This is a genomic window from Pontibacter fetidus (genome assembly GCF_010119545.1).
In the GTDB taxonomy this organism is placed as follows: domain Bacteria; phylum Bacteroidota; class Bacteroidia; order Cytophagales; family Hymenobacteraceae; genus Pontibacter; species Pontibacter fetidus.
This window is the reverse complement of the sequence record NZ_JAAEAA010000018.1, coordinates 13,058-26,924: the sequence shown is the minus strand read 5'-3', so window position 1 is coordinate 26,924 and position 13,867 is coordinate 13,058. Positions and strand designations below refer to the sequence as shown.

Genomic DNA, 13,867 nt, shown 5'->3' with positions numbered 1-13,867 from the left:
GGCTGCAACTTGCACAGCCAGGCTTTTAAAAAGGTGGTTATTCGTTATTTCATCAACAGCATTGTACCAGAGCGCGTCGTATTTCCATTTATGATTTTGTAGATATACACACCGCTTTCTCTGTTAGCTGGCTTAAAGTTATAGTTGTATGTAACACCACGTTGGGCATCGCCACTAAACAGGGTTTCTATTTCGCGCCCGGTTATATCATATACTTTAAGTACAGTATGACCCGATTCCCTGGCTTTAAAGCTGATGGTAGTGCTTTCAGAGAATGGGTTCGGGTAACTAAGTATAAACTCTTCATCCGCTGCTACCTTAAGTTCAGAAGCTGCATCCGTTGTGGCACTCACATTAGTAGCGCAATCTCCTAGTCTGCAGCCGTGGTTCAGGTGGCTCTGCACATCAACAGTATTGATACACAACGACACTCCATTATGGCAAACCATCACTTTGTCTTTCTTTTTCTTATCTCCGCAACGCACATCCATAACTCTGATGGTAATGGTCGCATACTTTGTACAGAAGGCACTGTTTACGGCTTTAACCGTAAAAGTATAGGTACCTGCCGCAGTTGGCGTAAATACCGGGTTTGCAATGTTTGTTGCGCTTAGTCTGTTTGCTCCGTTGCCACTCCAGGTATAGGCATTTGTTTCGTCGCCGCTTGCCTGCAGCCTTACACTCTGTGGGCCATACCCTAAGTATAGATTTGTTACTACTCCGCCTGTATATACATTAGAGGTAGCTACAGCACCTACGGTTAACGGTATAGTGCACTCATAGGTAGCTGGTAAATCAAAAGCTTCTACCTGGTCAATTCTGCTGGTATTCAGGCCCTGCGATGCACTAAAGCCTAATCCTCTCTTCGCAAATACTTTCCATATCAGTTCCTGGTTTGCACCGCCATAGTTAATCCTGTCAGCTTTAAGTATAGCATCGCGCCCGTTTACAAAACCTGGTCTGCATTCCTGTAATTTAAGGCCATCTATAACCAGTTGCATAGCCATGTTATTTCCTCCGTTACCTTTATACAGGTCTTCGTCGTAGCCATAGGTATCAATCATCGCCCAGGTCAGATCCCATAACATAGTGGCCCACACAAACCCTATACCGTGGGGCTGCGTGATAGCTGTATTATTTGTAGCGCCATAGGTAAAGTTGTTCACGGCAAAATCGGTACTGTAAGGGGCAGGGCGTATACCTCTGCCTGTAGTTGTCTGGCCAGAAGCGTAGGTTCCAATACCTCTGGCGTTCGTGCTGACATCCCCTGGCTTCATGGTCATCATCAGGCCAAACCAGTCGCTCCAGCCTTCGCCCATTTGCTCGGCATTACCCAGGCAGCTAACAGTACCTGGTCCTCCGGTCAGTTTGTTTGAAATACCATGACCATATTCGTGCACTATAATACCGTTATCAAGGTCACCGTCAAACTCAGGGCCTGAGCCATCGTCTTTCAAGGCAACTGTAACCTCCTGGCCTGCATCCAGCAATGCTCTGATGTTGGCTCCGGTTACGTTAGTAACCATAAGAGAAGATATCGTGATCAGGTTTGGATTTGTGGCTCCTACCGCCATTGCTGTTGGGGCGCCGTCAGCATTATTTATAACTACTACTGCTTTGGCTCCTGCATTTTGCGCATTTAACACTTTAACACCAAATTCGCAGCCACCCCTGTACAATACTGCTATATTGCCGGCTATAGCATCAGCGTTATTCAACGCACCACATGCATCCGTTGCCTGAGCTAATACTAGTTTTCCGGTAATCGGAGCTGAGTTTAATCTTGGGCCAAATGTTGCCTGTACTGCTGTATAGCTACCTGCAATATCTGCCGGAGCAGTAATTCTGAACATATCCTGATCCGGGATGCCGCTCCAGAGATACATCTGCATTCTAGGTCGCTGGCCCTCCGGTGTTGTGGCAAAGTTTGCGTTATTTCTTGTTGTTAAGATATTTCGGCTATCCTGCGCTTCTGCCATTACATGGTCACCTCCTATACCTCCTTTGCCAAAATTATCAGCCTGAAAGTTTCCACTGATCTCATCGAAACCATATTGGTACCAAACATCGTGTACCAGGTTATTCCAGTAAAAAAGGTTGGCAATGGCAGCATCTCTATATTCTACTGGTTGCTTTGTAAAATCAATAGGGAAATCGAACACCAGGTTAGAAGTACCATCCGGGCTATAGCCATATGTTTCCTGAGCTGCACCTACATAGCCTGTATTATTCGGGTCTTCGTAAGCAAAAACGTTATTACCTCTGGTAGTTGCAAAGGTAGTGGTTCCTACTCTATGCCAGCCGGCAGGCGATGCAATTGGGTCTGCGGTAGTGTTACTGATAGCTACCCGATTACCATGGATAGGACTCTCGGCGGGCATTGGGTATACTTTATAGTAATTGGAAGTAAGCGTAGCGGCTGCGATTTTTGACTCTGGTGCATATGGTGCTGAGCTTGCATTAAGCATATGGCTTTCATGAAGCGCCCTGCCTCCCGGTCCGTCATTTTCAAAATTACAGTGCGCTACCAGGTTATCCTTATCCAGCACTTTTCCGGTTTCGGCATCTAAGCGCAGTACCCAATAGTTCATGGCATCAAGCATGTAAATAGATACTTCCCAGGCAAGCTGTAAGCTGCCATCCTCCAGTGGCTGATACACCAGTTTAGCAGTGATTGGCTCCAGCGAAATACCACCTTTTGAGAAAGTAACTTCCTTGTTTCTGCCCTGGCCTTTTTTCAGCACACTCAGGGATTCTTTAACTGAAATACCTAAGTACCTGGCGGCTGCACCTACAGCGCCTACTGCATCCAGGTTAGCCTGGCCCTTTGCCTTTTTGCCAATTTCTTTATGGAAGCGGTTACCCATATTTATTATTTCCCCTTCCTTACTTGTACTAACGGTCGTGATAGCACCATAAATTTCAACACCCTGATAAAGCTGCCTGATGTAATAGTGCCTCATGCCACTTTTCTTGCTATCCGACTCACTATTCAGTTCCAAATCAGCAATATCCTGGTCGGTAAAAGCCAGTTTCTGCTTGTTCTTCTGGAGATGCAGCAGCACTGCCTGTGGAATTTCTTTTTTCCCGGCCTGACTACTGCCCTGTGCGTAGGAAGCCATACTTACGAACAGCATAACTATAAACATAGCCAGCCGCGTGTACCCGCGTAATTGTGTGCCCATAAAATTGAAGTTAAAGTGTGAAAATGATTGTGGAAATAATTCAATCAAATACGCACTATATTACAATTTATTGATAATCAGATATACATTAAAAAAATACACCCAAAGCCTTTATAAATCAAATCTATTTAAATATATTACAAATCATTTTTAAATATGTAAATATTTAAAAATAAGCACCTTGCAATATATTAAACTCTAAAAAAGGCTAATACCGAAGTTATAAAACACTTACTAACTTCCTGCTTTTAAAAATTGGTTAATTATTTCTACTCCATTAAATAAGTACAATTAACGCCTCCTACTAAACTATAGAATTCTTGTACTTTACATTGGTGTATAATCCTTTGGAATACAAAACCGGATTAAAAACCATTAAACCTATCCTACTACATCTGATGTTATGAAGCTATAAATCGTGGATAACCCTATGGAAAACTGCTGGATAAAAAGCCGTCGCATCTGAGGTTTAGATTGATTATCTTTGTAGTAATGGAAAATTTTGTAGTATCAGCGCGTAAGTACCGCCCAAGCACGTTCGACAGCGTAGTGGGGCAGCACCATATAACCAATACCCTTAAAAACGCTATCAGTAGCCATCACCTGGCGCAGGCTTTCCTTTTCTGCGGGCCACGTGGGGTGGGTAAAACTACCTGTGCCCGTATTTTGGCAAAAACCATTAACTGCCAGAACATAACCCCGGAAACCGAAGCCTGTAACGAGTGCGAGTCGTGTCGTAGCTTTAACAGCAACAGCTCGTTTAACATCCATGAGCTCGATGCCGCTTCCAACAACTCTGTAGAGGATATCCGAAACCTGGTAGAGCAGGTGCGTTATGCGCCACAAACCGGTAAGTATAAAATCTATATTATAGATGAGGTGCACATGCTCTCAAACCAGGCCTTCAACGCATTCCTGAAGACCCTGGAAGAACCACCTTCGTACGCCATATTTATACTTGCCACCACTGAGCGCCACAAGATCATCCCGACCATACTTTCACGTTGCCAGATCTTCGATTTTAACCGCATCAGGATAGATGACATGGTTCGCCATTTGGAAAGTATAGCTCAGAAAGAAAGTATACAGGCCGAGCCAGATGCCCTGCATTTGATCTCTCAAAAAGCAGACGGAGCCCTGCGCGATGCCCTGTCTATTTTCGACCAGATGGTAACGTTCTCAGGCAGCAATGTAACCTACAAAGCAACCGTAGAGAACCTGCACATCCTGGACTATGATTACTATTTCAGGTTAACCGACGACCTGCTGAACCAGAAGTTATCGGGTGCTTTGCTGTTGTTTGATGAAATCCTGAAAAATGGATTTGATGCGCATAACTTTTTGGTAGGTATAGGTGAGCACTTCCGTAGTTTACTGGTTTGCAAAGACCAGGCAACGATACAGTTACTCGAAGTTTCGGATAACATTAAAGCCAGGTATGCGGAGCAGTCAGCCAAATCTTCGGTGTCGTTCCTGCTCTCAGGATTAAACCTGGTAAGCACCTGCGACATGCACTATAAGAGCAGCAAAAACCAGCGCCTGCATGTAGAGTTGTGCCTGATGAAGATGGCGCACTTAAACGCAGCGTTCAGTTTTGCACAGGAAGGAGCAGAATCAAAAAAAGCTAAGGTAGCAGCGCCGGCACCCGCCCCTACCGCATCAACTGGTGCCATAACTGCAGCTGCTCCGGTACAGCCGGCAGCAGCTATACCTTCGGCAGGTTTGCAACAGCCCGGCCCGGCCGGAAGCATACCATCTGAGGCATTACAGCAACCACCTAAGCCGCAGGTCGTAACGCCCGATGCACATCTGGCACCACCTAAACCGGTAGCTCCTCCGGCAACGGAACCTGACAGGGCTAGACCCGGCATGCCGCCACCCAAAAAGCTGAGCAAGATTCCGAGCCTGAAGGACATACAGCAACAGGCACAGGCTACCATAACTATAACTACCGCTGCCGAAGAAGCTGAGGAAGTAAATTATGGGGCTTTTGTAGCTGTAGACCAGGCTAAACTGAAAACAGCGTGGCACGCTATACTTCGCCGGAAGAAAGAAGAGAACATGATGGAATATACGCTCCTGAACCGCCAGTACCACGTAAACGAGCAGAACGAAGTAACCCTGCACCTCGATAACCACGTGATGATGGACCAGTTCTCGGCCCTGCGACCGGCTATACTTGCCGAGTTAAGGCAACAACTGGGCAACCGAAGCATAAACCTGGTGGCAGAAGTAGTGGAAGTTCAGGATGAAAAGCGCCTGTATACATCACAGGACAAGTTTAATTATATGGCAGAAAAGTACCCCGTTATAGTTGACATAAAGCAGCGTTTCGGGTTAGATACCGACTTTTAAGCCCCGCAAGAGGCTATACTTTTACAGTTAGAATCTCACGTTAACACAAACTATGACCACAAGAAAAGGATTATCGCTTTTCCTGGTGGCGCTTGGCCTTACATTTACGCAATGTAAAAACGAGACCTACCAGACCCAGTCTGCCACCGACACGGCTGCTGTAGCTACCACCGAGAAAGAATATAAATACGAAACTGCGCCCAACGACCCGCTGAATGCCCGTATTTATACCCTGGATAATGGCTTGAAAGTATACCTGACGCAGTACAAAGATGCGCCGCGCATACAGACCTACATTGCCGTAAGAGCTGGCTCTAAAAACGACCCGGCCGATGCAACTGGTTTAGCGCATTACCTGGAGCACATGGCGTTTAAAGGCTCCAGCAAACTCGGAACTATAAATTGGGAAAAAGAGCAGGCTGAACTAGCTAAGATAGAAGCGCTGTATGAACAGTACCGCACTCAGAAGGACCCAGCCATCCGCAAAAAAACCTACCACCAGATAGATTCTATTTCGGGTGTTGCTGCGAAGTATGCGGTGCCAAATGAGTATGATAAACTGGTAGCTGCCATGGGTATGAAAAACTCCAACGCGAGCACCTGGGTAGAGCAAACTATTTATTACGGCGACATCCCGAGCAACCAACTGGAGAAATGGGCCATTTTGGAATCAGAGCGTTTAGGCGTGATGATCCCGCGTTTGTTCCACACGGAACTTGAAGCTGTTTACGAAGAAAAGAACCGCTCTTTAGACTCTGACGACAACAAGGTTTTTGAAGCCGCTTTTGCTGCACTTTACCCAACACACCAGTACGGCACCCAGACAACTATAGGAACTGTAGAGCACCTTAAAAACCCGTCTATCACCGAGATCAAGAAGTATTTTGACAAGTACTACGTGCCGAACAACATGGCTATTGCCATGAGCGGCGACCTTGATTTTGAGGAAACTATAAAAACGATTGACAAGCACTTCAGCAGATGGAAGAAAGCGCCTGAACCGGCTTACACAGCTCCACAGGAAAAGCCAATTACTGCACCTATAGTGAAGGAAGTAATAGGCCCGGATGCTGAGAGCGTGTTACTGGCTTACCGTTTCCCGGGCATTAAATCGAAAGACGCGCTGGTGTTGCGCATGATCAACCAGATACTTTCAAATGGTCAGGCGGGTTTAATTGACCTGAACATTAACCAGAAGCAGGCTGCCCTTGGAGCCGGTTCTTTTGCCGAGATCTACAACGATTATTCTGCCCACTTCCTGACAGGTAACCCGCGCCAGGGCCAGACCCTTGACCAGGTGAAAAACTTACTGTTACAGCAAATTGAACTGGTTAAAAAAGGTCAGTTCGATGATTGGTTGATTCCGGCTATAGTTAACAAGAACAAGATCAGTCAGATGAAAGCTTACGAAAGCAACGCCGCCCGTGCTACTGCTTTTGTAGATGCCTTTATTGCACGCCAGGATTGGGCTGACTACCTGAAGCAGGACAAGGATTTTGAGAAGATAACGAAGCAGGATGTTATGGATGTAGCAAACCGCTACTATGGCAACAACTACGCGATCATCTACAAGCGCACCGGCCAGGACCCAACTTCTCAGAAAGTAGAAAAACCTGCTATTACGCCAGTGCCAGCTAACCGTGAGGCACAATCTGACTACTATAAACTGGTAGCTGCTACGCCGGTATCTGACCTAAAACCTGCTTTTGTGGATTATGAGAAGGATATACAGCAAGGCAAACTGAAGTCTGATATTCCGGTATACTTTACCCAGAACAAAGAGAACGGCCTGTTTAACCTGTACTATATTTTAGATATGGGCACGAACAACGACTTGAAAATGGGACTGGCTGTAAACTACCTGCAATACCTGGGCACTGACAAGTATACTGCTGAAGAATTGCAGAAAGAGTTCTTTAAAATAGGATGCTCATTTGATGTTTCGTCTGGACAGGATCAGATCTATGTATCGCTATCTGGTCTGGATGAGAATTTGGAGAAAGGACTTGCCCTGTTCGAGAGCCTGCTGCAGAACCCAAAAGCTGACAAACAAGCGTTGGATGACATGGTGGCCGGTATCCTGAAAGATCGTAAAGATGCCAAGCTGAACAAGAACATCATCCATAGTGTGGCGATGGTGAACTATGCGAAGTATGGCCCTAAAAACCCGTTCACGAACATATTAAGCGAACAGGAACTGAAGAAAGTAAAACCAGCTGAGTTGACAGCCCTGATCAAGAGCATCCCGACATACCAGCACCGTGTGCTATACTATGGCCCACGCCAGTTGCCAGCTATCACAGCTACGCTAAACGAAGGCCACATTGTACCAGTTGCGCTTAAACCGGTTCCGGCTGAAAAAGCCTTTAAAGAGCAGGACATCAGCAAGAGCCAGGTATACTGGACGAACTACGATATGGTACAAGCCGAGCTTATGTTCCTTACCAAGTCGTTTAACTACGATCCGAAACTGGTGCCGACTGTACGTTTGTATAACGAGTATTTTGATGGTGGTATGGGTGCTATTGTGTTCCAGGAACTGCGAGAGTCGCGTGCCTTAGCTTATTCTGCCAGCTCCCGTTTCAGCAGTGCCAGCAAGAAAGACCGCGCCAACTATATCATGTCTTACATCGGTACGCAGTCTGATAAGTTACCGGAAGCCATGGCCGGTATGCAGGAATTATTAACCGACTTGCCAGTAGCTGAAACCAACTTTACAAACGCCAAAGCATCTGTTAGAAACAGCATCGCTACGGAGCGCATTAACAAAGTGGGTATTTTGATGAACTATGAGCAGGCGCGCAAATTGGGCATCAACCACGATATCCGCCGCGATATTTACGAAAGCCTAGATGCTCTGACACTGGACCAGATCAAAGCGTTCCAGCAGCAGTTCGTGAAAGGCCAGCCGCAAACTATACTTGTAATTGGCTCTAAAGACAAGCTGAACTTTAAAGAACTGGAGAAGTATGGCAAAGTGAAACAGCTGACGTTAAAAGAACTGTTTGGCTATTAACCTCCCCCTGCCCCCTCCTAAAAACAGGAGGGGGTATTTTTTCGTGTTAGTTTAGAGTAACTTGAACCAAGTTATAAAAAACGGCAGCCAAAGTATGGCTGCCGTTTTTGTTTTATAAGAAGTTTAGTTTATGCGGGTGGATTCTCCCCTTGAGGGGAGTTAGAGGGGTGTTTACTGCTGCGAAAAAAATTGCAAATTAATCAACTGTAGGCATTTATCTTCAGAAGTTACACCCCTATAACCTACGGTTGCAAGTTTCGAACTCCCGTTCTCACTTGTCCTCAAGGGGATAGTTTAAATAAAATGAAAGTTTAACGCTTTGCCAACACCTCGGCTACAGTTGTCCATTTAATTTCAGGATAGCGGTCGTTATCTAATGGCTCCAGCTTTGGTAAACCAGTGAACATATCACGCATATACTGCATTCCTTGCCAGGCTGGAAAGACCTCGTTACTAGTAGGTGTAAGTGCTTTTGTTATCTTGATGATCGTATTCAGTAAGCCCAATCCACCAACTTTAAACAGGCCAAACTCCTCTCCGGTAGCTTTAGTGGCAGCTTCTTTCAAACCATGGACATTTAATACATCGCCGGCAATGCGAAGGTAACGTGGTGTAGTTGGGTCAAGCGCTGCAGCAGCAGTATAGTCGGCTGTATTTTGTATCGTTGTGAAATCCATCAGTTGATCAGGGTTGCCATAGTACATAACTCGTTTTATTGGAAAGAGAACTATAGGTGCCTGCCCGGTAAGCAGATCGGCGAACATGCCACAAAGTATAGAAGTAGCAGCGATAGGAGCATTGTCTAATCGCTCTCCGAATTCTTTCCGGAAATCCAGGTTGCGGTTGTTGCCAAAAGACAGCTTCGTAAAATCAATAGCAAAATCGGAAGGAATAAAACGGGGAACGCCGGCCGCTACAGCTGCATTTAGCAACAACGTTTGGATACCAACTATTACATAATGCAACCCCGACAGCGCCGAAACCACGCAACTTGCCCCCTCGCAGGCTTTGGTTAATTCTGCAGCATTATGGAAATCTACTGCGCAGATACTCGCGCCAGCATTGTGCAATGCGTTTACTTTACCTGCATCACTATCCGGCCGAACCAGAACCTTTACAGTAGCCCCTTTCTCAAGTAACGACCTGGCAATGCGCCCGCCTAAATCTCCGGTGGCTCCTGCCAAAACTATAGTTTGTGTTTGTATTGCCGAAGTAGTATTGTTTTCCATAGTTGCTTAGTTACTTTGGTTTGTAACAGGCTTTTGATGGAAAGGTTACACCATCTGCCGCAATCTTAGCACCAGCACTACCTGCGGCAGATAAGTGTTAAAGCACTTTTTTAGATGGCTATGCTTCAAATACCCTTAAGTTGTTGCCAGTGAGTGTTGTGTTGTATTTCTTTAAACTCCTTATTGCCGGACCAGTAATCTTAACCCCGGAGGCGTTAAATACTGAACCATGATCAGGCCCTTGCTGTGAACACGGGAACGTATTATCTCCCGCATTATAAGTCAAGGGGTTTCCCTGGTGCGTGCAGGTCGACTGGAAAGCAAGAAAGTCATTACCCGATTTTGCAATAATCGCTCCGCTGCGTATAGTCCACCCGTTGTTTTGCAGATTACTATCAGTAGTAATGTCAAATGTAAAATCAACTTTAGTGTTGCCGGGAGGATTATTCGGGTTATTTGGAGCAGGGGTGTCAGAGTCTGAAGAGCAACCTCCAGTACATGCAAGAAACAGGAAGGCTCCCGTACCTATCCCGATTGTCTTAATAAAATGCTTTCTATCCATCGTTATAAAACTTTATATGTTGAAGATCAATTATGTTGCCCGGCCCCTTCCTCAACATCGCAGCTTCGCATACCAGGATTAAAGCCCACTCAAATAAATAAATCAGGTAATAGCTAAACACGCTTATTAACTGCATTAATGGTGATTTTTCAGCTTTGATAACTTTTTAGAAAGAAGGTTACATTTTGGCTTGATAAACAAAAAGGCCACCCGATCTCTCAGGTGGCCTTTCGCCTAACACGTTAAATAAGCTTAGCTAGAATAAGGGAAGTTTCTGGCAACTTTTTTCATCATTCTTTCAACAAGGTCATCCGTTGAAGAGCCGATGCCGTCATCCATAGTTTTGAAGAAACGCCATAACAACTCGCCATCATTGCCATTGTTAATAGTCATTGTAAGTGATCCTGTTCCGGTTTTACCGCCAAAACCACCAAATACTACTGCAGACGCAATAGCAGCAGCCTCTGATTTAGATTGTTCCATATCAAAACGACCACCGATAACTGCATCTACACCAAGTGCCTTCGCAATCTCATCACGGGTAAACTCATCTAGTTTACTATACATGCCCGCTTTTTTAAGCAGTATGTTTGTTTTTTCTACATCCTGAAAAGTAACCGTATAGTTTTTAGACTTTCTTAACAGGTAAGTATACATGCTGCTTTGAATGTTAGTAGACATGGCTGCTTCCTGATCGCGGTTTGCTTCAGCATTAAAATTTTTAGGCTGCTTTTTATAAGTGATCTTAGCATCAAATGGAAGTATAGCAACCGTTTTATGGCCTTTTACTTCAGAGCTTAATTTAGGGCTCTCAAATATTTGTTTGCTACCTTCCTGGGCATAAACAAGCTGAAAGCATGATACAAAGAACAAAAGCGTAAATAATTTCTTCATGGTAATTTTATTAAGTTTGGCTAAATTTTTATAATAGCAATCTCACTATATTAAATGTAAATCCAAAATAAATACTAACTTAATTTATCCCGTGTTATAACATTTTGCTTAAAACTTTTCTAAACAGAAAAAGGCTGCCAGATCGCTCAGGCAGCCTTTCCTAATTATACTTTATACTACTTAGAAGTTAACCAACGCAGCATTCAGCGTTTCGCTTGGGCGCATAGCTTTGCTGGTTTTCTCTTCGTTCGGGTGGTAGTAACCGCCTATGTCAACTGGCTTGCCTTGGGCTGCGATCTGCTCGTCTACGATCTTCTGCTCGTTGTCGGTAAGCTCTTTTGCTAAGCCAGTAAAGCGGTCTTTCAACTCCTGGTTCTTGGTTTGCTCGGCGAGTGCCTGAGCCCAGTACATAGCCAGGTAGAAGTGGCTGCCACGATTATCGATGCCACCAACTTTACGGGCCGGCGACTTATCTTTCTCCAGGAACTCAGCGTTTGCTTTGTTCAGGGCTTCTGCCAATACTTCTGCCTTCTCGTTTTTGGTTTTGTAAGCAAGGTCTTCCAACGATACAGCCAGTGCTAGGAACTCACCAAGTGAATCCCAACGCAGGTAGTTTTCTTCGATAAACTGCTCTACGTGCTTCGGCGCAGATCCACCGGCACCAGTCTCAAACAATCCACCGCCATCCAGCAACGGAACGATAGAAAGCATTTTAGCACTTGTACCTAATTCAATGATCGGGAACAAGTCAGTCAGGTAATCGCGGAGTACGTTACCGGTTACCGAAATCGTGTCTTTACCGGCTTTGGCACGCTCGCAGGTATAGCGCATTGCTTCAACCGGCGACATGATCTTGATCTCAAGGCCATTGGTATCGTGGTCCTGCAGGTATTTTTCTACTTTCTTAATCAGGTTAGTATCGTGCGCACGCTGTGGGTCTAACCAGAAAATAGCAGGTGTGTTGGTAATGCGGGCTCTTGTAACGGCCAGTTTCACCCAGTCCTGGATAGGCAGGTCTTTTGTCTGGCAAGCTCTGAAGATGTCGCCTTCCTCTACTTTCTGCTCCATCAGCGTATTGCCATTCGCATCAACTACACGCACTGTACCGGCAGCTTCCATCTGGAAAGTCTTGTCATGCGAACCGTACTCTTCTGCTTTCTGCGCCATCAATCCGATGTTCGGCACAGTTCCCATAGTTGTCGGGTCGAAAGCGCCGTTCTCTTTGCAGAACTGGATCACTTCCTGGTAGATCTGTGCATAAGAACGGTCTGGAATAATGGCTTTTGTATCGTGCAGTTTGCCATCCGGGCCCCACATCTGCCCAGACGAACGAATAGCCGCCGGCATAGAGGCGTCGATGATCACGTCGCTTGGTACATGCAGGTTGGTAATGCCTTTATCGGAGTTTACCATCGCCAGTTCAGGGCGGTTGGCCATTTCCGCTTTCAGGTCAGCTTCAATTTCAGCACGCTTCTCAGCTGGCAGGTTTTGGATCTTGGCATACACATCGCCTAAACCGTTGTTGGCATCAACACCTATTTCTTTAAACGTAGCAGCGTGTTTGGCAAAAGTATCTTTAAAGAAAACGGTTACCGCGTGGCCGAACATAATAGGGTCAGACACCTTCATCATAGTTGCTTTCAGGTGCAGCGACAGCAGGATGTTATTGTTCTTCGCATCTTCTATCTCTTTCTCCAGGAACGAACGCAATGCGTTTTTGCTCATCACGGATGAGTCCATAACTTCGCCGGCTTTCAGGGCTATTTTGTCTTTTAATACTTTGGTTTCGCCGTTCGCGCCAACAAACTCAATGCGTACATCGGTTGCGTTATCAACTATAACAGACTGCTCTGTGCCATAAAAATCGCCGCCGCTCATGTGGGCCACGTGCGTTTTAGAATCAGCCGTCCATTTACCCATCGAGTGCGGATGCTTCTTAGCGTACTGCTTCACGGCATCAGCCACACGGCGGTCCGAGTTACCTTCGCGCAACACAGGGTTTACCGCACTACCTAAAATTTTGGCATAACGAGCCTTGGCATCTTTCTCAGCATCGTTTTTAGGGTCGGCCGGGTAATCCGGAATGTTGTACCCTTGCGACTGAAGCTCTTTAATCGCCTCTGTCAGCTGCGGAATAGAAGCACTGATGTTTGGCAATTTGATGATATTGGCTTCCGGTGTTTTAGCCAGGTCGCCCAGGTACGCCAGGTCGTCGTTCTGCTTCTGCTCTTCCGAAAGGTTTTCCGGGAAGGCGGCGATGATACGGCCAGCCAAAGAAATATCTCTTGTTTCTACTTCAATATCAGCGGCTTTGGTGAAAGCCTGAACTATAGGTAAGAAAGAACGCGTAGCCAGCGCCGGCGCTTCATCAGTTATAGTATAGATAATCTTTGATGCTTTTGTCGTCATGTTATTTCAATAATGTTAAAAGTATACTACCAGCAGCCAGGAGGTATTTTCTACTGAATAGCCAGGCTTCTCTGTGCACAACTAACGGCTGGTTTGGGTAGCAAATATAACAGACTTTTTGATACCGGATGTTGCTTCGCCATCTTAGTCGCCCTATTAAATTGTTTAAATTGGGTTAGACATGCTACTATAAATCCGGAGAAATATAAAAACGAAG

At 45.6% G+C, this 13,867-nt stretch carries 7 protein-coding genes; 2 read left to right on the top strand and 5 right to left on the bottom strand.

All coding sequences use genetic code 11. The features are described from left to right. Nucleotides 1-44 precede the first annotated feature (44 nt). Entirely contained in the window at nt 45-3,185 is a 3,141-nt protein-coding gene (locus tag GWO68_RS13730) for a T9SS-dependent M36 family metallopeptidase (RefSeq protein ID WP_162347036.1), read from the bottom strand. A gap of 492 nt (nt 3,186-3,677) precedes the next feature. Between GWO68_RS13730 and GWO68_RS13725 the strand changes: the two genes are divergently transcribed. Beyond that, complete coding sequence (locus tag GWO68_RS13725) at nt 3,678-5,540, top strand: DNA polymerase III subunit gamma/tau (protein ID WP_162347035.1); 1,863 nt, start codon at nt 3,678-3,680, stop codon at nt 5,538-5,540. A 52-nt stretch (nt 5,541-5,592) separates the two neighbouring features. After that, complete coding sequence (locus GWO68_RS13720) at nt 5,593-8,556, top strand: M16 family metallopeptidase (RefSeq protein ID WP_162347034.1); 2,964 nt, start codon at nt 5,593-5,595, stop codon at nt 8,554-8,556. Nucleotides 8,557-8,867: 311 nt separating this feature from the next. Here the strand turns inward: GWO68_RS13720 and GWO68_RS13715 are convergent, their stop codons facing one another. The 4 genes from GWO68_RS13715 to GWO68_RS13700 all read right to left on the bottom strand — a co-directional run bounded on the left by GWO68_RS13715 (nt 8,868) and on the right by GWO68_RS13700 (nt 13,650). Then, nucleotides 8,868-9,785: an NmrA family NAD(P)-binding protein gene (locus tag GWO68_RS13715; RefSeq protein ID WP_162347033.1), complete on the bottom strand. Its 918-nt coding sequence runs from the start codon at nt 9,783-9,785 to the stop codon at nt 8,868-8,870. Between the two features lie 118 nt (nt 9,786-9,903). Further along, nucleotides 9,904-10,347: a QcrA and Rieske domain-containing protein gene (locus GWO68_RS13710; RefSeq protein WP_162347032.1), complete on the bottom strand. Its 444-nt coding sequence runs from the start codon at nt 10,345-10,347 to the stop codon at nt 9,904-9,906. Between the two features lie 252 nt (nt 10,348-10,599). Next, on the bottom strand, nt 10,600-11,241 hold the full coding sequence (locus GWO68_RS13705) for a hypothetical protein (protein ID WP_162347031.1): 642 nt from the start codon (nt 11,239-11,241) through the stop codon (nt 10,600-10,602). A 180-nt stretch (nt 11,242-11,421) separates the two neighbouring features. Continuing rightward, the gene (locus GWO68_RS13700) at nt 11,422-13,650 is read right to left on the bottom strand and encodes an NADP-dependent isocitrate dehydrogenase (RefSeq protein WP_162347030.1); all 2,229 of its coding nucleotides are present in this window, start codon (nt 13,648-13,650) and stop codon (nt 11,422-11,424) included. Nucleotides 13,651-13,867: the final 217 nt, after the last annotated feature.